23 protein-coding genes are annotated in these 18,667 nt (G+C 66.1%); 7 read left to right on the top strand and 16 right to left on the bottom strand.

Features of this window, described 5'->3' with window-relative positions; all coding sequences use genetic code 11:
- Positions 1-68: 68 nt before the first annotated feature.
- Both ACESLR_RS08625 and ACESLR_RS08620 read right to left on the bottom strand, forming a co-directional pair.
- Entirely contained in the window at positions 69-698 is a 630-nt protein-coding gene (locus tag ACESLR_RS08625) for a hypothetical protein (protein WP_373025436.1), read from the bottom strand.
- Complete coding sequence (locus tag ACESLR_RS08620; RefSeq protein WP_373025435.1) at positions 698-3,076, bottom strand: penicillin-binding protein 1A; 2,379 nt, start codon at positions 3,074-3,076, stop codon at positions 698-700. The genes ACESLR_RS08625 and ACESLR_RS08620 overlap by 1 nt, the downstream gene beginning before the upstream one ends.
- Before the next feature lie 143 nt (positions 3,077-3,219).
- Between ACESLR_RS08620 and ACESLR_RS08615 the strand changes: the two genes are divergently transcribed.
- The 6 genes from ACESLR_RS08615 (at position 3,220) to ACESLR_RS08590 (ending at position 8,756) form a co-directional block, all read left to right on the top strand.
- Positions 3,220-4,287, top strand: coding sequence for a pilus assembly protein PilM (locus ACESLR_RS08615; RefSeq protein ID WP_373025434.1), 1,068 nt, complete (start codon positions 3,220-3,222; stop codon positions 4,285-4,287).
- On the top strand, positions 4,284-4,847 hold the full coding sequence (locus tag ACESLR_RS08610) for a PilN domain-containing protein (RefSeq protein ID WP_373025433.1): 564 nt from the start codon (positions 4,284-4,286) through the stop codon (positions 4,845-4,847). The genes ACESLR_RS08615 and ACESLR_RS08610 overlap by 4 nt, the downstream gene beginning before the upstream one ends.
- Positions 4,847-5,428, top strand: coding sequence for a type 4a pilus biogenesis protein PilO (locus ACESLR_RS08605; protein WP_373025432.1), 582 nt, complete (start codon positions 4,847-4,849; stop codon positions 5,426-5,428). Before ACESLR_RS08610 ends, ACESLR_RS08605 begins: the two co-directional genes overlap by 1 nt.
- Complete coding sequence (locus ACESLR_RS08600) at positions 5,428-5,964, top strand: pilus assembly protein PilP (protein WP_373025431.1); 537 nt, start codon at positions 5,428-5,430, stop codon at positions 5,962-5,964. Before ACESLR_RS08605 ends, ACESLR_RS08600 begins: the two co-directional genes overlap by 1 nt.
- A 19-nt stretch (positions 5,965-5,983) precedes the next feature.
- The gene (pilQ, locus tag ACESLR_RS08595) at positions 5,984-8,107 is read left to right on the top strand and encodes a type IV pilus secretin PilQ (RefSeq protein WP_373067025.1); all 2,124 of its coding nucleotides are present in this window, start codon (positions 5,984-5,986) and stop codon (positions 8,105-8,107) included.
- Between the two features lie 106 nt (positions 8,108-8,213).
- Complete coding sequence (locus ACESLR_RS08590; protein WP_373025429.1) at positions 8,214-8,756, top strand: shikimate kinase; 543 nt, start codon at positions 8,214-8,216, stop codon at positions 8,754-8,756.
- Between the two features lie 185 nt (positions 8,757-8,941).
- On the opposite strand, the gene ACESLR_RS08585 is transcribed toward ACESLR_RS08590, so the two are convergent.
- A complete protein-coding gene (locus ACESLR_RS08585; RefSeq protein ID WP_373025428.1) occupies positions 8,942-9,403 on the bottom strand; it encodes a nuclear transport factor 2 family protein in 462 nt (153 codons plus the stop codon).
- Positions 9,379-9,789 carry a YybH family protein gene (locus ACESLR_RS08580; RefSeq protein WP_373025427.1) on the bottom strand — a complete coding sequence of 137 codons (411 nt, stop codon included), beginning with the start codon at positions 9,787-9,789 and terminating at the stop codon, positions 9,379-9,381. Before ACESLR_RS08580 ends, ACESLR_RS08585 begins: the two co-directional genes overlap by 25 nt.
- Positions 9,790-9,923: 134 nt before the next feature.
- Between ACESLR_RS08580 and ACESLR_RS08575 the strand changes: the two genes are divergently transcribed.
- Positions 9,924-10,814, top strand: coding sequence for a PfkB family carbohydrate kinase (locus ACESLR_RS08575; protein ID WP_373025426.1), 891 nt, complete (start codon positions 9,924-9,926; stop codon positions 10,812-10,814).
- Positions 10,815-10,874: 60 nt separating this feature from the next.
- Here ACESLR_RS08575 and ACESLR_RS08570 read toward each other — a convergent pair whose 3' ends face one another.
- The 12 genes from ACESLR_RS08570 to ACESLR_RS08515 form a co-directional block, all read right to left on the bottom strand.
- On the bottom strand, positions 10,875-11,144 hold the full coding sequence (locus tag ACESLR_RS08570) for an HPr family phosphocarrier protein (RefSeq protein ID WP_373025425.1): 270 nt from the start codon (positions 11,142-11,144) through the stop codon (positions 10,875-10,877).
- A complete protein-coding gene (locus tag ACESLR_RS08565; RefSeq protein ID WP_373025424.1) occupies positions 11,116-11,541 on the bottom strand; it encodes a PTS sugar transporter subunit IIA in 426 nt (141 codons plus the stop codon). The genes ACESLR_RS08570 and ACESLR_RS08565 overlap by 29 nt, the downstream gene beginning before the upstream one ends.
- A gap of 51 nt (positions 11,542-11,592) precedes the next feature.
- Positions 11,593-12,465: an RNase adapter RapZ gene (gene rapZ, locus ACESLR_RS08560; RefSeq protein ID WP_373025423.1), complete on the bottom strand. Its 873-nt coding sequence runs from the start codon at positions 12,463-12,465 to the stop codon at positions 11,593-11,595.
- A 7-nt stretch (positions 12,466-12,472) separates the two neighbouring features.
- Positions 12,473-13,504 (bottom strand): HPr(Ser) kinase/phosphatase, encoded by a 1,032-nt coding sequence (gene hprK, locus ACESLR_RS08555; RefSeq protein WP_373025422.1) that lies wholly within the window; start codon positions 13,502-13,504, stop codon positions 12,473-12,475.
- A 50-nt stretch (positions 13,505-13,554) separates the two neighbouring features.
- Positions 13,555-14,022, bottom strand: coding sequence for a PTS sugar transporter subunit IIA (locus ACESLR_RS08550; RefSeq protein ID WP_373067021.1), 468 nt, complete (start codon positions 14,020-14,022; stop codon positions 13,555-13,557).
- Between the two features lie 3 nt (positions 14,023-14,025).
- Positions 14,026-14,364 (bottom strand): ribosome hibernation-promoting factor, HPF/YfiA family, encoded by a 339-nt coding sequence (gene hpf / locus ACESLR_RS08545; RefSeq protein WP_373025420.1) that lies wholly within the window; start codon positions 14,362-14,364, stop codon positions 14,026-14,028.
- A gap of 16 nt (positions 14,365-14,380) precedes the next feature.
- Positions 14,381-15,862, bottom strand: coding sequence for an RNA polymerase factor sigma-54 (locus tag ACESLR_RS08540; RefSeq protein WP_373025419.1), 1,482 nt, complete (start codon positions 15,860-15,862; stop codon positions 14,381-14,383).
- A gap of 88 nt (positions 15,863-15,950) precedes the next feature.
- Positions 15,951-16,721: an LPS export ABC transporter ATP-binding protein gene (lptB, locus tag ACESLR_RS08535; RefSeq protein WP_373025418.1), complete on the bottom strand. Its 771-nt coding sequence runs from the start codon at positions 16,719-16,721 to the stop codon at positions 15,951-15,953.
- Positions 16,718-17,245, bottom strand: a complete 528-nt coding sequence (gene lptA, locus ACESLR_RS08530) for a lipopolysaccharide transport periplasmic protein LptA (RefSeq protein ID WP_373025417.1) — start codon at positions 17,243-17,245, stop codon at positions 16,718-16,720. The genes lptB and lptA overlap by 4 nt, the downstream gene beginning before the upstream one ends.
- Entirely contained in the window at positions 17,226-17,807 is a 582-nt protein-coding gene (gene lptC, locus ACESLR_RS08525; protein WP_373025416.1) for an LPS export ABC transporter periplasmic protein LptC, read from the bottom strand. Before lptC ends, lptA begins: the two co-directional genes overlap by 20 nt.
- Before the next feature lie 8 nt (positions 17,808-17,815).
- Complete coding sequence (locus tag ACESLR_RS08520; RefSeq protein WP_373067017.1) at positions 17,816-18,355, bottom strand: KdsC family phosphatase; 540 nt, start codon at positions 18,353-18,355, stop codon at positions 17,816-17,818.
- Positions 18,355-18,667 (bottom strand): CBS domain-containing protein (locus ACESLR_RS08515; RefSeq protein ID WP_373054480.1); only part of this gene is annotated, 313 nt, incomplete at its 5' end. The genes ACESLR_RS08515 and ACESLR_RS08520, both read right to left, overlap by 1 nt.

The raw sequence follows: 18,667 nt of genomic DNA, 5'->3' as shown, positions 1-18,667 counted from the left end.
CCGGAGTCCCGGAGTCCCGGAGTCCCGGAGTCCCGGAGTCCCGGAGTCCCGGAGTCCCGCAGGGCGATCTAGTCCGCCGTAACCGGCGCCTCGTCGGCGCTGGCCTCCTCGAGCATTCTCTCCACGTCCGCGCGGGTGGCGCGCACCATCGGGCGACCGTCTACCGGTGATGGCGGCGCCTGGCGCATGCCGTCCAGCGGGAACACCGTCAGTTCGATATCGGTGCCGTCCGGACCGCGAAAGGCGAGGAAGGGGATCCGTTGTTCGCGGCCCTGGCGGCTGCGGTAGCGCCGTTCTCCGCTCTCGCAGTGGACGCCCCGTTCGCCCAGTTCCAGGATCACCTCCTCGACCGTCTCCGCGAAGGCGTGGAGATTGATCAGTGGTTGCGACTCGACGAGCCCCTGGAGCAGGGGGCCGACCAGACGCGGCTCCAGATGCCGCAGGCGCTCCATCACGACGAGGGCAGCTTCGAGGCGCCCGCGGTAGGCGGCGCGGCTGGCGGGGCTGGCAAACAGCCGGCTGCGTTCGATCGCCGCGTCCTGGATCTCCAGGTTCCCGGGCATCTCGTGGCGGGCATCCACGCCCAGGTGCTCGGCGGCCTTCCGCTTGGCGAGACCAAAGTCCCGGATCCCGTCGTCGAGCATGATCCGTGCGGCCTCCTGTGCCAGCTCCTGACGCACGCGCGAGGGGCTGGCCATCAAAACACCAGTTCGGGTTGCTGGCTGTCGCTGCCGTTCCCCCCGTCTCCGGGGATGACGTTCCCGCGTTCGGGAATCTGGTGCGGCAGCAGCCACTGGTTGGTGGTTCCCGGGGTGTCGTCGCTGGGTGCGCGCTGGCCATTGGGGAGGATGGAGACGCGTACGAGATCGTCGGGGCGTTCCAGGGGGTGTTCCGGCTGGTCGGCCAGTACGCTGCCCATGAACCGGGTCCAGATCGGCAGGGCCGCCCGTCCGCCGCTTTCGCGCCGGCCGAGCTCCCGATTGTCGTCGAAGCCAATCCACGCGGTCGCGACGAGGTCTGCGTTGAACCCCGCGAACCACGCATCCCGGTAGTCGTTGGTGGTGCCGGTCTTGCCGGCCAGGTCGGACCGCCCCAGTTCCATGGCCCGCCGTCCGGTTCCCGACGTGATGACGCTGCGCAGCATGTCGCCCATCTGCCAGGCGACGCCGGGTTCGAGGACCGGGACCGGGTCGGTGTACTGCAGTGGCCCGCTGCTGGCGACCAGTGGCAGGTCCTGACCCTTCGGGCTGGTACAGGGAGCCGGGCAGGCGCGTTCGGTGGGGGCTTCATAGAGCACCTCGCCGTCCACAGTCTCGATCCGCGAGATGATCCACGGGCTGTTCAGGCGCCCGCCGCTGGCGAACACACCATAGGCGTTGTTCAGTTGTAGCGGGGTCAGCGTACCGGTGCCCAGGACCATGGACAGGTTGTTCGGTTGGTTTTCGCGGTCGAGCCCGAAGCGGTCGAGTTCCTGGTGGACATTGCCGGTTCCGAGCCGATCCAGCAGGCGGATGGACGCCAGGTTGCGCGAATTGGCGAGTGCCTCGCGCAGGGTCGTCTCGCCATGGAAGCGCCGGGTGTAGTTTTGCGGGCGCCATTCGGCCCCCAGGGCCGGATCATTGAACACCATCGGGGCGTCGATGACCGTCCCTTCCGGGCGGTAGCCTTCGCGAAGCGCCAGCGCATAGACCAGCGGCTTGAAGGCGGAGCCGGGCTGGCGCTGGGCCTGCGTTGTGCGGTCGTAGCGGTTTTCGAAGAAGTCGAAGCCGCCGGCCAGGGCCGTAATGGCCCCATCCTCCGGCGCCTGGGCGATGACGGCACCGGTCACCTCGGGCTTCTGGGCCAGGCGCCAGCGGCCGTCGATATAAGGCCGCACGCGAATGACATCGCCCCGTTCGAGCTCGGGGGAGTCTGCCCATTCGCGGTCTTCCGGCAGGATCTGCTGTTCGCCGATGCGGCCACCGTCCACGTGCAGAACCCCGGCGTCGTCCTCCTCCTTCAGCACCACCGCCGGGAACAGCAGTCGACCGTGCACCCCGATGGCCAGCAGCGCGCGTTCGCGCGCTTCAGCGTCTTCCATGGCCGCGTCCGGAATGCGCATCTCCGGACCCCGAAAACCGTGACGTTCGTCATATTCCAGCAATCCCTCGCGCAGCGCCTGATTGGCGGCCTCCTGCTGTCGGGAATCGATCGTGGTGTGTACCTGCAGCCCGCGGCGATAGGCATCGTCACCCCACAGGTTTACCACCATCTGGCGCGCCATCTCCGCTACCCAGTGAGCGTCGATCTCGGTGGACGCGGTATGGCGTTCGGACAGCACGGGGCGCGATACCGCCGTCTCGAACGCCTCTTCGTCGATAGTCCCGATATCCAGCATGCGGCGCAGCACGTAGTTGCGGCGAATCTCGGCGCGTTCGGGGCTGGCGATTGGATTGGTGGTAGACGGCGCCTTCGGCAGGGCCGCCAGCGTGGCGCTCTCGTCCAGCTCCAGCTCATCCAGCGAGCGGCCGAAATATACCTGCGAGGCGGCCTCGATCCCGTAGGCGCGTTGTCCCAGGTAGATCTTGTTCAGGTACAGCTCGAGGATTTCGTCCTTTTCCAGTTCCTGTTCCAGGCGAATCGCCAGAAAGATTTCCCGCAGCTTGCGTTCATAAGTACGCTCTCGCGTGAGGAAGATATTGCGCGCCAGCTGCATGGTGATCGTGCTGCCACCCTGGCTGCGTTCGCCGCCGGTGGATACGAGGTTGAGCGCCGCGCGGGCCAGCCCCAGGACGTCGACCCCGGGGTGGTCATAGAAGCGTTCGTCTTCCGCGGCGATGAAGGCATCGCGCACGTGCTGCGGGATCGCGTCGATCGGGACCGGGATGCGGCGCTCCTCCGCGTATTCGCCCATCAGGCGGCCGTCGGCGCTGCGCACTTGCAGCGGTGTCTGCAGGCGCACGTCACGCACGGCATCGGCCTCGGGGAGGGTTGGTGCGTAATGGATATACAGAGCGGCGAGTGCGATGGACAGGCCGACTCCGGCTGCCAGAATCAGGGCCAGCAGCGCCGTAATAATCTTCAGGACCGGATTCATGACAGCAAAAAAAGTGAGGCCAAGATGAGAAGTCGCATTCAAAGCGACTTGCAACCTTGAAGTCGCGGTGTATATTGTGAACCAGCTAGCATACGTGATTGTAACGCTACCAGTTACTTTCGTTGGGGTATACAGGGGGATGTGTGCTGAGTCTCGGAAAATCCAAACAGGGGGTCCTGGGCGTGGACATCAGCTCGGCAGCCGTCAAGGTGCTGGAGCTGGCGCGACAGGGAAAGGGGTACCGGGTCGAGGCCTTCGCGGTCGAGCCGCTGCCCGACGGGGTCATGGTCGACAAGGTCTGTCAGGACACCGAGGCCGTGGGCAATGCGCTCGCCCGCGCAGTCAAGCGTTCCGGCACCCGGCTCAAGCACTGCGCCATGGCCGTCCCATCCTCCGCCGTGATCACCAAGACGATTCAGATGTCGGCCGCGCTGGGCGATGCGGAGCTCGAAGGCCAGGTCTTCGTGGAGGCCGATCAGTACATCCCCTACACCCTTGAGGAAGTCAACCTCGACTTCCAGGTGCTCGGCAAGAACGAAAAGAATCCCCAGATGGTCGACGTGCTGGTGGTCGCTTCGCGCCGCGAGAACGTCGATTCCCGGGTGGCCATCGCCGAGGCCGCCAAGCTCACCCCCGAGCTGGTGGACGTCGAGGCCTACGCCATCGAGCACACCGCCGAACGCCTGATGGAACAGGTCCCCGATCGCGAGAGCAAGCCCATCGTGGCGGTGGTCGACGTGGGCTCGTCGGTCACCGCCGTCTATGTGGTCAGTCAGGACGAGGGCGTGGTCTACACCCGGGAGCAGAACTTCGGCGGGCGCATGCTCACCGAGGAGATCATGCGCCGCTACAGCATGAATTATCAGGAGGCCGGCTCCGCCAAGATGAGCGGAGATCTTCCTGCCGACTACGCGAGCTCCATCCTCGAGCCGTTCAAGCAGACCATGGTCGACCAGATCCAGCGGCTGCTGCAGTACTTCTACGTGACCCGGCCGCAGGACGCGATCGATCACATCCTGCTCGGCGGCGGTTGTGCGGCCATCCCGGGCGTGGACGAGCTGCTCGAGGAGGCTGCCGGTACGCCGGTTTCCATCGCGAACCCGTTCCGCGGCATGGCACTGGCCAAACGGGTGAATCAGGAACGCTTCGCCAATGATGCCCCGGCGCTGATGACGGCCTGTGGCCTGGCCATGCGGGGGTATGCGTCATGATTTACATCAACCTGCTTCCCTGGCGCGAGAAGGCCCGCGAACAGCGGCGCAAGCAGTTCTTTGTCGCCGTCGGTGGCGCTGCCGTGGTCGGCGTCCTCCTGGCATTCGCCGGATACAGCTTCATGGGCTCGCTGATCGATCATCAGCAATCGCGCAACCAGATACTGGAGAGCGAGATCCGCGAACTGGACCGACAGATCGCCCGGATCCGCGACCTCGACGAACAGCGCGAGGCGCTGATCGCCCGCATGGAGGTCATCCAGACCCTGCAGGCGCGGCGCCCCGAGGCGGTTCACCTGTTCGATCAGCTCGTCGAGACCCTGCCCGATGGCCTCTATCTCAACGAGGTTCGCCAGGAGGACGAAAATGTCCGTCTGGTCGGGCGTTCCGAATCCAACACCCGGATCTCCGCGCTGATGCGCCAGATCGACGCCTCTCCGTGGCTGGGCAGTTCCAACCTGCAGATCATCGAGACCCGGGAAGAGGGCCGCCTCCAGGTGCGTGACTTCCGTCTGGATGCCACGCAGACCCGGCCGGATGCCGAAGAGGGGGATTCCTGATGGATCTCAAGGAACTCAACCAGATCGACTTCAACAACATCGGAGAGGCCTCCTGGGGCATCAAGGGCCTGATCCTGGTCGTGATTGTCCTGGCCATCCTCGGCCTGTCCTACTACCTCTTCATCGGTGATCAACGCACGGAGCTCGAACGCGCGGAAAGCCGCGAGCTGCAGTTGCGTGACGAGTTCGAGGACAAGCAGGAGCGTGCGGCCAACCTGGAGGCCTACGAGGAACAGCTCGAGGAGATGGAGCGCATGTTCGCCTCCCTGCTGGAGCTGCTGCCGAGCAGTGCCGAGATCCCCAGCCTGCTGGTGGACATATCGCAGACCGGGCTGCAGGCCGGCCTCGAGATCGAACTGTTCGAGCCGCGGGAGGAAAGCCGGCGTGACTTCTACGCCGAAGTGCCGATCCGCCTGCGGGTCCGTGGTGACTACGAGGACCTCGCGGAGTTCGTCAGTGGGGTCTCGGCCTTGCCGCGCGTGGTCACCATGCACAACATGCACATCCGGCCCGCCGATTCCGACAACGACCTGCTGATGGACGCGGTCGCTCGGACCTACCGCTACCTGGAGGAGAACTGATGAAGCATTCTTCCATGCAGGTGGTGTGGCCCGTCCTGGTCCTCGCGGGCGGTTTCCTGTTGTCCGGGTGCGCCCAGGACAACCGGGATCTCCAGCAGTACATCGCCGAGATCAAGGAACGTCCGGGCAGCGGTATCGAGCCGATTCCGACCCTGGAGCCGCACGAGCCGTATCTTTATCCGGGGCATACCCGATCGCCCTTTGATTCCTCGGTGATCGCCCAGCCGGAACTGGCGGCAGCCGAGGGGCAGCCGGGTGATGCGGAGATCGATACCGATCGCCCGCGCGAGTTCCTCGAGAGTTTCCCCCTGGATTCGCTGCGAATGGTCGGTTCGCTGGAACAGCACGGGGTGCGCTATGCCCTGGTCCGGACTCCGGATCGCGGGGTTCAGCGCGTGACGGTCGGCAATTACATGGGCCAGAACCACGGGGAGATCGTGGAGATCACATCTACGGAGATTCGTCTGGTCGAGATCGTGCCGGATGCCTTCGGCGGCCATGTGGAACGGGAAAATTCCGTGGCGCTGACCGAATAGCGGTTGGGGGGAGAAGAACATGATGACGAGCATTCGCCGCAGGGTCGGCACAACCAACAGGGGATTCAACATGGGTTCTTCCATGCGCGCTTTCGCCGGCACGGTCGTTGCGGGCCTGCTGTTCCTGGTGTCCCAGGGAGTGGCTGCCACCGAACTGGAAGAGATCCGGGCCGGTAGCCTGAGCGGGGACCGGGTGCAGGTGAACCTGCGCTTCTCGGAGGCCCCGCCCTCCGATGTCCGGGCCTTTGCGATTGATTCGCCTCCGCGCATCGCCCTGGACTTGCCCGACGTGGGGAATGCCCTCCCGAGTCGCGAAACGGACCTCAACGTCGGCCCTTTACTGCGCGCCAGTTCGGTCGAGGCTGGCGACCGCACCCGCGTGGTCCTTAATCTGACCCAGGCCTCCGAGTACCAGACCCGGGTGGAAGGCAACAACTTGATCCTCACGCTGGGGCGCGGTGTTTCCGAAGCGGATGCCCGCACCGAGCAGGTTGTGGAGCGGGAAGGTGAGCCGACCGCCACGACCCGCAGTGCGCGCCCCGTGGAGATTACGGGCATTGATTTCCGTCGCGGGAGCGAAGGCGAGGGCCGCGTCGAGGTGGATCTTTCCCGTTCGGGTGCCGAGATCGACGTTCGCGAACAGGCGGGCCGGATCGAGATGACCTTCCCGCGCGCGATGATCGACGACGACCTGGAGCGCCGACTCGATGTCGTCGACTTCGCCACTCCGGTTCACACCATCGACACCGTTTCGGAGCGTGACCGGGTGCGTATGGAAGTCGAGGCGCGTGGCGAATACGAGGTCATTTCCTATCAGAGTGACCGCCAGTTCGTGCTGGAAGTTGCGCCCATCTCCGAGGCCGAGCGCCAGGCCCGCGCCCGCGAGGAGCAGGAATTCGAGGGCGAACGCCTGTCGCTGAATTTCCAGGACATCGAGGTGCGTTCCGTCTTGCAGCTGCTGGCGGACTTCACCGACCTGAACATCGTGGTCAGCGATACCGTGGGCGGCAACATCACCCTGCGCCTGAACAACGTGCCTTGGGATCAGGCGCTGGACGTTATCCTGCAGACCCGGGGCCTCGACAAGCGCATGGATGGCAACGTTCTGTACGTCGCCCCCAGCGAGGAGATCGCGGCGCGCGAACGCATGGAAATGGAGGCCGAGCGTGATCGGCAGGAGCTGGAGCCGCTGCGCACCGAGTTTGTGCAGATCAACTTTGCCCAGGCCGACCAGATCGCGTCCATGCTTGAGAGCGACGAGGGGGGGCAATTCCTCTCCGAGCGTGGCAGCGTCACCATCGACACGCGCACCAACACTCTCCTGGTGCAGGACACCCAGAGCCGTATCGAGGACGTCCGCCGTCTGGTGTCGACCCTCGATGTCCCGGTGCAGCAGGTCCTGATCGAGACTCGCATCGTGGTCGCCGAGGATACCTTCAACCGTGAGCTGGGCGCCCGCTTCGGAATCAGCGGTGGGCGAACCCGTGGCAACACTCAACTCGGAGGGGGGGGTACCATCGAAGGTGCGGATAGCTCGCGTGGTGGTGGCAATATCGGAGACGTTGACATTGGGGACCGACTCAACAGTTCGCTGCCGGCCTCGGGTGATGCGGGTAGTGCAGGACTCAGCATCCTGCGCAGCGGCGTGCTGCTGGATCTGGAACTTTCGGCCCTGCAGGTGGAGGGCCGCGGCGAGATCATCTCCAGCCCCCGCGTGATCACCGCCAATGGCCAGACTGCCACGATCAAGCAGGGTGAAGAGATTCCGTTCCAGGAGTCGACCTCCTCCGGGGCAACCTCGACCCAGTTCATCGAGGCCGTGTTGTCCACCGAGGTGACACCGCAGATCACGCCGAATGGCAACGTCATCCTGGATATCCTGGTGACCAAGGACGAGCCCAGCGCGCGAGAGATCCTGGGTGTGCCGGGCATCAACAAGCGGGAGGTTGAAACCCAGGTGTTTGTCGGTAACGGCGAGACTGTCGTGCTGGGCGGCGTGTACGAGATCGACAGCCGTACCAACCTCGAGAAGGTGCCGTTCTTCGGGGATATCCCGTTCCTTGGAAACCTGTTCCGCAACAATTCCACTGAGAACTCGAAGGCCGAGCTGCTGATCTTCGTGACCCCCCGCGTACTCGAGTGAGCACGTGGTGTACGGCCGGGTGGTTGCGCCCGGCTCGACCGAGCCTGGAAGCCGGGGCCTGTCCCCGGCTTTTCTTTGAATGTTCCAGCCAGTAGCCTTGGCGTTCATGCAGAACATCGTACTGGTAGGCCCGATGGGGGCCGGCAAGAGCACGATCGGGCGCGGCCTCGCGGGATTGCTCCGCCGGCCGTTCTTCGATACCGATCAGGAGATCCAGCGGCGCACCGGCGTGGATATCCCGACCATCTTCGAGTTCGAGGGGGAGGCGGGCTTTCGCAAGCGCGAGACGGCCATGTTGCAGTCGCTCCTGGAACAGGAGGGGGCGGTGATTGCCACCGGTGGCGGGGTCGTCGAGCGCGCGGAAAACCGCGAACGCCTGCGCGACCAGTTCGTGATCTACCTGCGGGTGCCGGTGGAGGAGCAGTTCCGGCGTACCCGGCGCAACCGGAAGCGCCCGCTGATCGCGGAGGCGGCGGACCCGAAGGCGCGCCTGCAGGAGCTGTTCGAGGCCCGCGACCCGCTGTACCAGGAAATCGCCAGCCTGACCCTCGAGGGCAAGGGGCGGCGGGTGCGCGACGCCGTCAAGGGCGTGTGCTCCGCCCTCCAGGTGCAGCGTCCCGACCTGTGCCAGCCCCGTTCCGACGGTTAGTCTTTAATTTGACTACGAAGCCACGTAATAACGAGCCGCAACAGGAAGATAGGAAGATTGGAAGTGGAGTAATGCCACTGGGATCGCCATCTCATTACTCAACAAGCAGTCCTTTCTGCCTTCCCAACTTCCTGTGAATCTCCCTTGACCTTCGGACCCTGTGCGGGCGTTTGTGGTGAAGGCTGCTAATGGCGGGTGCTGCCGCCGCCATTAGGGACGAATGTGCCGTCCTGGGACGGTGGCGAACGACGTCCGTGCGAGGCGTGGTGGAACAGGATGCGCCAGCGATCGTCCAGCCAGCGCCAGGTCTGGCTGATCAGGATCGTCCCGGTCGGCGTGACGTCGCCCGGGCGGGTGATCGCCTCCTCGATGACCACGCTGATGATCTCCCCGGTTTCGTGGCGACCCACGATCTTCGGCTCGATGCCGATGTTCAGTTCGCGTGCAAAGACCAGCAGCCAGCTCTCCAGGACCTCCGCCACGCCCCGGTGGGCACGCGGGCTGCCCGGATGGATGCAGACGATGTCCGGGCGTTCGCCCCACAGGCGCATCATCTGTTCGATGTCGGCCGCGCGGAAAGCGGCGTAGTAGTCCTCGACGCAGCGCTCAATGTCTCCCGGCATCAGTGCATTCCCCCGGTGGGCCATTCTGCTGTCGGCTCCGGGTCCGGGCTGGCGTGGTGGAGCACCATCCGCCAGCTGTCACCGACCTGACGGTAGCCGTTGGTCGCGAGCATGACGCCACGGCGTTCGCCGTGGACGTACAGGTTTTCCCGCAGGACATGGACGATCAGGTCATCACCCGCGATGGCGGTGACCTGGGTACGGTGGACGATGACGCCACGCATGCCGGGAAGGATGTCGTCCCAGCTCTCGAGGATGACGTCCGTGCCCTGCAGGCGTTCTCCCCCGGGATGGATGCAGACGCATTCGGTGCTGTCGTGCCAGACCTCGCGCATGCCTTGCGCGTCGCCAGCCTGAAAGGCCTCGTAGAACGCGGCTTCGGCGGATTCTGGAGAGGGGAACGTGGCCATACAGGTCGGGCCTCCTGGGGCGGAGCAACCATTGTCGCAGGAGCATTCGCGGATGACGAATAACGGGGCCCGCCCACAGATGACGGATGCCACGCGAACCGCCAGAATGGCGCTCCTTGACCAAGGGAGTCGATATGGCACGGATCCTCGCCACTGGCATTGTCACGCTGGATCATACCTTCGATGTCGAGGCCTATCCGGCCGAGGACGACGAGGTCCGGGCGCTCGCCAGCACGACGCAGCCGGGGGGCAATGCGACCAATACCGCCGCGATCCTCGCCCAGCTCGGACACCGGCCGGGACTGGCCGCGGTGATGGCCGCGGGTGCAACCGGCGATGTCCTTATGGACCAGCTCAAAGCGCGAGGCCTGGATCTTCGCCACTGCGTGCGGCGGCCAGGTACCACGCCGACCTCGCACATCCTGCGCTCGCGGGCCACCGGCAGCCGCACGATCGTGCACCATCGCGATCTGCCCGAGCTCGCGACAGCGGACGTCGCAGCCGTCCCCTGGCCGGAATACGACTGGCTGCATTTCGAAGGGCGCAACCCGGAGGCCCTTGCCTCGATCCTGCGTGCGGCTCGGGACAGCATCTTCGATCAGCCGCTGTCCCTGGAGCTGGAGAAAAGCCGTCCCGGTCTGGAGGCATGCCTGGATTACGCCGATGTCCTGATGCTTTCGCGCGACTGGGCCGCGGACATTGCGGACAGTCCCGAGGCGGCGCTGAAACACTTGGCCGCGCAGTTCCCCGACCGCATCCTGACGGTCACCGCCGGAAGTGCCGGGGCGTGGATGGCCACGCACGGCGCGATCTACCATTGTGCGCCGATATCCGGCCTACGGGTGGTCGACAGCGTGGGGGCGGGGGATACGTTTAATGCCGGCCTGATCCATGCGCTGGTTTCCGGGCAACCGCCGGAGCAGGCGCTGACCACCGCCGTGCGCCTGGCCGAGCGCAAGCTCGCGCAGGTCGGATTCGAGGGGTTGGCGGCGGAGGCTTCCGATCCCGGGGCGTGGCCGGGCTAGCGACCTGCAGGAACTTGCACCGTCACCGGCGCGGCGAGGTGACCGTGCGAGAGTAGGGGGTCAGGCCTCTTCGCCGAAGCGGTCGGCGACCAACTCGGTCAGCGCGTCCAGGGCCTCTGACGCATCCTCGCCCTCGGCCTCGATGGTGATCTCGCTGCCCTGGGCGGCCGCCAGCATCATGACGCCCATGATGCTCTTGCCGTTGACCTCCTGCCGGTTGCGGGAGACGGTGACGTCCGCGGCGTACTGGCTGGCCAGGCTGACAAACTTGGCCGCTGCGCGCGCGTGCATCCCCAGGCGGTTAACGATGGGGACTACGCGCTGCGGCATCGCTGCACTCCTGGTCACAGAGAAGAATCCCGTCGTGGCCACCCGAAAGGGCCTTGTTGACCAGCTCGGTCAGGGGGAGATGCTGGTAGTTGAGCACGCGGATCAGCATCGGCAGGTTGATGCCGGCGATCACGCGTGCATTCGCGCCCCGGGCGACGCGGCTGGCCACGTTGGAAGGCGTGGATCCGAACATGTCGGTCAGGATCAGCACCCCGGAACCACTGTCCAGGGTGGTCAGGCGTTCGCGGGCACGGTTCAGGACTTCGTCCGGATCGTCGTTCTGGGACATCGCCATGGACTCGCAGTCCTCGGGCAGGCCTCCGAGCATGCTCTGCGCGGTCTGCAACAGGGTTTCGCCCAGGTTTTGATGCGTGATCAGAATGAGACCAACGCCCATGGATCTGCTCCGATTGCGGGTTCCAGAAAGGCTATTGCCCGCGTCCAGTAGTTACTGCTTGGCCAGCTCGCGGTGACGGATGCTAACAGTAACATGTTCCCGATCCCGCCACGCCGTCGCGAGGCGCTCGACCAGGTACACCGAGCGGTGCTGCCCGCCGGTGCAGCCGATGGACACCGTTACGTAACTTCGGTGGTCATCCACCAGGCGCGGCAGCCACTGCGAGAGGAAGCCCTGGACGCTGTCGAACATGGCTGCGACCTCCGCGTGTCCCTCGAGGAAGTCGCATACCGGCTGGTCGCGACCGGTGAGCCCGGCCAGGTCCCGTTCGTAGTGCGGGTTGGGCAGGCAGCGCACATCGAACACGAAGTCCGAGTCCAGGGGCGCACCGTGCTTGAAGCCGAAAGACTGGAACAGGAGCGACAGTTCGTGCTCCCCGCGCTCGCCCATACGGTCGCGCAGGGTGCGGGCGAGGTCGTGCATCGACAGCCGCGAGGTGTCCACCGTCAGGTCGGCCTCCATTGCCACGTGGCCCAGCCACTCGCGTTCGCGATCGATGGCCTCGACCAGCGGCACCCCGTCGCGCGCCAGCGGATGGCGCCGCCGGGTCAGATGGTAGCGCCGCAACAGGACCTCGCTGGAGGCCTGCAGGAACAGCACCTCCACCTGGACCCCCTCGGTCCGCAGCTGGGCGAGAAGACCCGCGAACCCCTCCAGCGCCTCCAGTCCGCTGCGAACGTCCACGCCGACGGCCAGGTGGCGGTCGCCCTCGGTGTCATAGGGGCCCTGGCGTACCTGGCTGATCAGGTCCGGCAGCAGCGGCAGGGGAAGGTTGTCCACGCAGAAATAGCCGGCATCCTCCAGGGTGTGCAGGGCCACGGTCTTGCCCGAGCCGGAGAGACCGCTGACGATCAGCAGACGCATGTCCGCGTCAGCCCTCCGGATCCGGGTTGGGGACCGTGGTGGCGGGGACCGCACGGTGGTAGGGCGGTTCCTCGGCCTCGCCGCTCATCTGGCGCCGCTGGCGGGCCCGCAGGTCATCCCCGGCGATGTAGCCCTGCATGTGGAGCATGTGATTGCGCACGGCGGCCTCGATCATCACTGCGATGTTGCGACCCGGAGCGACCGGGAGGCTGATGAGTGGAATCCGCAGCCCGAGGATGTCGATCTCGCCCCGGCGCCCGTTGAGCCGGTCGTCGGGGACCGGCGAGGGTTCGCCGTGGTCGCGCAGATCGATGATCAGCCGCAGGTACTTGCCGCCCTTGATCGCCGAGTCGCCGTACATCGCGCGGATATTCAGGACCCCGAGCCCGCGCACCTCGAGCAGGTCCTGGAGCAACGCCGGGCAGTGACCTCGGACAATATCGGGCGCAATGCGCGCGAATTCAGGGGCATCGTCGGCGATCAGGCGGTGTCCGCGCGAGATCAATTCCAGTGCCACCTCGCTCTTGCCGACGCTGGATGCACCGCTGATCAGCACTCCGATCCCGAGGATCTCCATGAATACGCCATGGCGTACCTCGAAATGGGCCAGGCGCTGTTGGAGGAAGTAGCGCAGCAGCGAGATGATCTCGTGGCTGCTGGTGCTGGAACACAGGATCAGCGGCAACGCCTCCTGCGGGGCATCCGGCATCTCCGAGAACGGGCAGGTGTCCTCGGCAAAGATCACCGCGGTGGTCCCGGTGCGGGCCATTTCCAGGATCAGGTCGTTGCGCTGGCTGTCGTTGAGGCCGGAGATGTAGCGGGCCTCGAAGTCCCCGATGACCTGGATACGGTTGGGCCGGATCAGGTTGAGGTGACCGGCCAGGGGGAGGTCATCGCCATCCTCGCCGACCAGCTTGCGGTCGGCGGCGGCATGCTCGCCGTGGACAAAGCGCAGATCCAGGCGATTTCCCATTGCCTGGATCAGGCTCTCCACGTTGATGTCGCGGGCGATCCCGCCTTCGCCCAGTGCCTCGTTCATGAGGACGTCCGGTGCGGTCCGGGATGACGGTTGACTGAGGGTTGCAAGGATCAGGCCTCGCGGAAGCGGCGGACGAGTTCCTGTTCCAGGCTGGCGGCATTCCCGGCCCGGCGCAGGGCGGCAATGGTGTCCGGCTGAGAAAGCCCCCGGGCGAGCTGGGCCAGCAGGTCGAGATGTTCGCTGGTGGCGGCCTCCGGGACGAGCAGGGCGATCAGGATGTCGACGGGTTCGTGGTCCATGGCGTCGAAGTCGACGCCGCTCTCCAGACGCAGCACGGCCACCCGGGGCGCCTCGAGGTCGGCCAGGCGGCCGTGGGGAATCGCAACCCCATGGCCGAGCCCGGTGGAGCCCAGCTTTTCGCGTGCCGAAAGGGCCTCGAAGATCGCGCCGCTCCCTGGCCCGTTGCCCTCATCGCCGGCGGCGAGGAGTTCGGCCAGGGTCTCGAGGGCCCGCTTCTGGCTGGAGCATTCGGGCTCCAGCGCGATGCGCTCGGCGGTGATCAGCTCGGCGATGCCCATGGGTCAGGAGGCCTGCTCGCGGTTGCGCTGGGCGCCTTCGGCGCGGTGGTGGTCCTTGACCTTTTCCTTGTGCTTGATCAGCTGGCGGTCGACCTTGTCGATGAGGGCGTCGATCGCGGCGTACATGTCCTCGTGGGAGGCCTCGGCATGGATGTGGTTGCCGCTGACCTGGAGGTTCGCCTCGGCCATGTTGTGCTGGTTCTGGGTCTTCTCGTGGGTCAGCACGACGTGGACATCGATGACCTTGTCGAAGTGGCGCTCCAGCTTCGTGAACTTCTCGTTGACGTAGTCGCGCAGGGCGTCGGTGAGGTCCACGTGGTGGCCGGTCAGGTTGATCTGCATGGTCAGGACTCCTTGGTCACTTGTTGCCGGTGGGCATCGAGGCCATCTGCCGGCGTTCGCTGGATGAAGGGATATGCATCGCCTCGCGGTACTTCGCCACGGTGCGACGCGCCACGTTGATGCCCCGGTCCGCCAGAACCTGGGCGAGGCGGGCATCGCTGAGCGGCTTGTTCGGGGGTTCGTCGTCGATCAATTCTCGAATCATGGCACGGATGGCGGTGGCGGAACACTCGCCGCCATCGTTGGTGCCGACGTGGCTGGAAAAGAAATACTTGAACTCGAAAACCCCGCGGGGGGTGTGCATGTATTTCTGGGTCGTCACCCGGGAGATGGTCGATTCGTGCATCTCCAGGACTTCGGCGATGTCGCGCAGGATCAGCGGCTGCATCGCGACCTCGCCGTGCTCCAGGAAGCCCTGCTGTCGATGAACGATGGCCTCGGCGACCCGCAGCAGGGTGTCGTTGCGGCTGTGCAGGCTTTTCAGGAACCAGCGGGCCTCCTGCAACTGGTCGCGCATGAAGGCGCTGTCGCGGGCATCCGAAACCTGGCGAACCATGCCGGCGTAAAGATCGTTGATGCGGATGCGCGGTGCGATTTCCGGATTCAGCTCCACCCGCCAGCCCTCGGGGGTATGCCGCACGTAGACATCCGGTACCACGTATTCCGAGGTGGCGGCACTGATCTGTGCACCGGGGCGCGGATTGAGGGTGCGGATCAGGTCCAGTGCGCGGGCCAGTTCGTCCGGGTCGCGCACCCCGGACTGGCGTTGCAGGGCCTTGTAGTCACGCTTGCCCAGACTCTCCATGCCATGTTCCAGGATCGCCCGTGCGGCGTCGCGGGCCGGGGCGTCCGGGGCCAGTTCGCGCAGCTGGATCTCCAGGCATTCGCGCAGGTCGCGCGCGCCCACGCCCAGTGGGTCGCATTGCTGGATCCAGTGCAGTACCGCTTCGACCTCGTCCACGCCCACCGGCTCGTCCTCGCCCCGGCTGATGGTCTCGGCCAGGGTCTCGAGGTCGCCGTCGAGATAGCCGTCGGGACTGATGGCGTCGATCAGGGCCGCGCCGATGCGCTGGTCGCGTGGGGTCAGATGGCTCAGGTGCAGCTGCCACAGCAGGTGGTCCTGCAGGCCTTCGCCGTCGTCGTCGCTCGTATTTTCCAGCGGGTCGCGGTCGTCCACGCCCTTGGGAGTGGGAGCCGGCTCGTAGATGTCGTCCCAGCGGCTGTCGGTGGTGAGTTCCTCGGGGATCACCTCGTCGCTGGTGGTGGTCGCCTCCATGCGATCGCCTTCCACCAGCTCGCCGTCCTGGTTCAGGCGCTCGGTGTCGGCCTCGGATTCTTCGTCCTCGACCTGTTCCAGCATGGGGTTGCTCTCCAGTGCCTGCTGGATCTCCACCTGGAGCTCGAGCGTGGACAGCTGCAACAGGCGGATCGCCTGCTGCAGTTGCGGGGTCATGGTGAGCGTCTGACCCAGCTGCAGATTCAGGCCGGGTTTCAGCATCGGACATTCGGGTCGAGGATGACCATAAGGAGATCTTAAATCCTGCCTCGTGCCTTGTGCACCGGCCTGAATGGTGTGCGGGCCGGGATCACAGGCGGAAGTTCTCGCCGAGATAGACCCGGCGTACCTGGGGATCGGCCAGCAGTTCGTCCGGTGTCCCGGTGGCGAGCAGGCGCCCCTCGCTCAGAATATAGGCCCTGTGGCAGATGCCGAGAGTCTCGCGCACATTGTGATCGGAGATCAGTACGCCGATCCCGCGCTGGGCGAGATGCCGGATCACGTCCTGGATGTCACCCACGGAGATCGGATCCACCCCGGCGAAGGGCTCGTCCAGACAGATGAACTGCGGGTCCCCGGCCAGGGCGCGGGCGATCTCGGCGCGGCGGCGTTCGCCGCCGGAGAGCGCGATGCCCGGGCTATGGCGCACGGTCTCGAGCTGGAATTCCTCGATCAGTGCGTCGCCGATGCGGCGGCGCTCGTGGCGATCCAGTCCAGGGCGCAACTCCAGTACGGCCTGCAGGTTGTCCCATACGCTCAGGCGGCGAAAGATCGAGGCCTCCTGAGGCAGGTAGCCCAGGCCGGCGCGCGCGCGCACGTGAATGGGGGCGCGGGTGATGTCGCGCTTGCCGAGGGTGATGCGCCCGGCGTTGGGGCGGATCAGCCCCACCAGGCTGTAGAAGCAGGTGGTCTTGCCCGCGCCGTTCGGGCCCAGCAGGCCGACCACCTCGCCGGGCGCGAGGTCGACGTCCACCTGGTCGAGCACCGTGCGCTGGTCGTAGCGCTTGGTCAGTTCACGCCCGATCAGGCGGTCGCGCGTGTGCGCCGCTGTTTTGGCCGGGCTGGAGGCTGCGGCGCTCATTCGTCCTCGCGCGGCTGTATGGTGATGCGTACGCGCTCGCCGTCGCCCTCGCCGCGTTCGGCCTCGATCACGTCGGTGTTCAGGTCGTAGGTGATGCGCTTGCCGCGCGCCTCTTCGCTGGCGGTAATCACATGAGCCTGGTCGGTGAGGATCATGCGGTCCTCGTTCAGCAGGTAGTCGATCTGCAGCGCCGTGGCAATCCGCATCTCCCCGGTTTCGGGATCGGGCGATTCCAGGCGCGCCGGCTCACCGTGGGCCTCCATTTCGTAGGGGCGGCGGTCGCGTGTGCGCACGTAGACCTTGTCGGCCTCCAGCGTCATTTCGCCACGGATCACGATGACGTCACCGGTGTAGGTTCCCAGCCCCTGGCGTTCGTCCATTTCCGCGCGGTCGGAGGTGATCTCTACCGGCAGTGGCGGGCCCGAATCCTGCTGGGCCTGCACCGGTGCGCCAGGCAAGGCGGGCAGCAGGATGGCCGCCGCAAGGAGGGCCGGGAGGCGGCGGCTATGGAGATTCGGGGTCATGCGCGGGATCCTCCTCGCTCGTCTCGCTGTAGAGCGAGTAGACGTCATGGAATAGCTCTATGGTATCCGCTCGCGAGTCCACGCGCAGGCCGGTGCCGCGCTGGAACAGGCTCGGCTGGTCCAGGGTGGAGAGGGCATCCGAGATGGCGACCATCGTGTCCGTGGCGATGCGCACGTCCCGCGAGTCGATCACGGTCTGTACGCGCTCGCCTCGGGCCGGCTGGACGCCGTGGGTGGGTCCGACCAGATCCAGGGTTTCGTCGGCCGGGCGGTGCAGCGCAGCCGGGGCGGTCCAGCGCCACTCAATGCCGCCGTCGGCGAACAGGTCGAGGTCCGGATCGTCTACCCACTGGGGACCGTCGCGGCCGAACTCGCGCAGGCGGGTGCCCTGCAGGCGATGAGTCTGTTCCCCGTCTTCGCCGGTGGCGTGCAGGGTGAAGCCGTCGATCTGCAGCGTCACCTCGCCCTCGGGTGGGCTCACCTCGGCCGCGGCCCGGGGAGCGGCCATGAGCATCAGCAGCGCAAGGGGGAGCGCCAGAACGAGTGCGAATCCGCTGTGCATCCAGTGATTCATCCGTTCAGGTAGGTCTCGAGCAGGGCGTCCAGGCGGCCCTGTGCGGCCAGTAGCGCCTCGCAGGCCTCGCGTACCGCCCCGCGTCCGCCAGGCGCCTCGGTGACCCACTGGGCGTGGTGCTGTACCAGCGGGTGGGCATCGCCGACGGCAATTCCGAGTCCAACCCGTCGCATCGCCGGCAGGTCCACGATGTCGTCGCCCATGAAGGCCGCCTCGGCGGGTTCGCGGCCGGTGCGCTGCAGCAGTTCATGCAGGGCCTCGCCCTTGTCGCGGCGGCCCTGTATCAGGTGTTCCACCCCCAGGTCGCGCATGCGGTGCTCGACGACCCCGGATGTACGCCCGGTCAGGACGGCGATCTCGATGCCCCCGTACAGCGCCAGGCGGATGCCGTGGCCGTCGCGGCTGTTGAAGGCCTTGTACTGCTCGCCGGCGTCGCCGAGGAACAGACTGCCGTCGGTCATCACGCCGTCCACGTCCAGGATCAGCAGGCGAACGGCCTGCTGGCGGGTCTGCAGGGTTGCGGCGTCCAGGTTCATCAGGCCACCCCGGCGCGCAGCAGATCGTGCATGTTGATCACGCCCACCAGGCGGTTTCCGGCGTCGGTGACCGGAAGGGCATTGATGCGCCGGGTCTCCATGGTCTCCAGGGCCTCCACCGCCAGCCAGTCGGGCTGCGCGGTGTGGCCGCCGGTGGTCATGGCCTCGCCGATGGTCAGGCCGTCCAGGCTGTGCCCGGCATCCAGGGTGCGCCGCAGGTCGCCATCGGTGAACACGCCCTGGATCTCGTCGTCGGCGCCGGCCACGATCACCAGTCCCAGGCCCTTGCGGGTGATCTCGAACAGGGCGTCC

It is taken from the genome of Thioalkalivibrio sp. (assembly GCF_041685615.1).
In the GTDB taxonomy this organism is placed as follows: Bacteria; Pseudomonadota; Gammaproteobacteria; order Ectothiorhodospirales; family Ectothiorhodospiraceae; genus Thioalkalivibrio.
This window is presented reverse-complemented; position numbering and strand designations above follow the sequence as displayed.

Bases quoted from the DNA above. Each gene is read 5' to 3' on its own strand.
- ACESLR_RS08570 (WP_373025425.1), bottom strand. From the start codon at position 11,144: ATGCCGCAGCGCGTAGTCCCCATCGTTAACCGCCTGGGGATGCACGCG.
- ACESLR_RS08575 (WP_373025426.1), top strand. From the start codon at position 9,924: ATGGCACGGATCCTCGCCACTGGCATTGTCACGCTGGATCATACCTTC.
- ACESLR_RS08540 (WP_373025419.1), bottom strand. From the start codon at position 15,862: ATGCTGAAACCCGGCCTGAATCTGCAGCTGGGTCAGACGCTCACCATG.
- lptB (WP_373025418.1), bottom strand. From the start codon at position 16,721: ATGAGCGCCGCAGCCTCCAGCCCGGCCAAAACAGCGGCGCACACGCGC.
- ACESLR_RS08590 (WP_373025429.1), top strand. From the start codon at position 8,214: ATGCAGAACATCGTACTGGTAGGCCCGATGGGGGCCGGCAAGAGCACG.
- rapZ (WP_373025423.1), bottom strand. From the start codon at position 12,465: ATGCGTCTGCTGATCGTCAGCGGTCTCTCCGGCTCGGGCAAGACCGTG.
- ACESLR_RS08520 (WP_373067017.1), bottom strand. From the start codon at position 18,355: ATGAACCTGGACGCCGCAACCCTGCAGACCCGCCAGCAGGCCGTTCGC.
- ACESLR_RS08565 (WP_373025424.1), bottom strand. From the start codon at position 11,541: ATGGGCGTTGGTCTCATTCTGATCACGCATCAAAACCTGGGCGAAACC.
- ACESLR_RS08610 (WP_373025433.1), top strand. From the start codon at position 4,284: ATGATTTACATCAACCTGCTTCCCTGGCGCGAGAAGGCCCGCGAACAG.
- ACESLR_RS08605 (WP_373025432.1), top strand. From the start codon at position 4,847: ATGGATCTCAAGGAACTCAACCAGATCGACTTCAACAACATCGGAGAG.
- pilQ (WP_373067025.1), top strand. From the start codon at position 5,984: ATGATGACGAGCATTCGCCGCAGGGTCGGCACAACCAACAGGGGATTC.
- ACESLR_RS08585 (WP_373025428.1), bottom strand. From the start codon at position 9,403: ATGGCCCACCGGGGGAATGCACTGATGCCGGGAGACATTGAGCGCTGC.
- lptA (WP_373025417.1), bottom strand. From the start codon at position 17,245: ATGACCCCGAATCTCCATAGCCGCCGCCTCCCGGCCCTCCTTGCGGCG.
- ACESLR_RS08600 (WP_373025431.1), top strand. From the start codon at position 5,428: ATGAAGCATTCTTCCATGCAGGTGGTGTGGCCCGTCCTGGTCCTCGCG.
- ACESLR_RS08625 (WP_373025436.1), bottom strand. From the start codon at position 698: ATGGCCAGCCCCTCGCGCGTGCGTCAGGAGCTGGCACAGGAGGCCGCA.
- ACESLR_RS08580 (WP_373025427.1), bottom strand. From the start codon at position 9,789: ATGGCCACGTTCCCCTCTCCAGAATCCGCCGAAGCCGCGTTCTACGAG.
- hprK (WP_373025422.1), bottom strand. From the start codon at position 13,504: ATGAACGAGGCACTGGGCGAAGGCGGGATCGCCCGCGACATCAACGTG.
- ACESLR_RS08620 (WP_373025435.1), bottom strand. From the start codon at position 3,076: ATGAATCCGGTCCTGAAGATTATTACGGCGCTGCTGGCCCTGATTCTG.
- ACESLR_RS08550 (WP_373067021.1), bottom strand. From the start codon at position 14,022: ATGGGCATCGCCGAGCTGATCACCGCCGAGCGCATCGCGCTGGAGCCC.
- lptC (WP_373025416.1), bottom strand. From the start codon at position 17,807: ATGCACAGCGGATTCGCACTCGTTCTGGCGCTCCCCCTTGCGCTGCTG.
- hpf (WP_373025420.1), bottom strand. From the start codon at position 14,364: ATGCAGATCAACCTGACCGGCCACCACGTGGACCTCACCGACGCCCTG.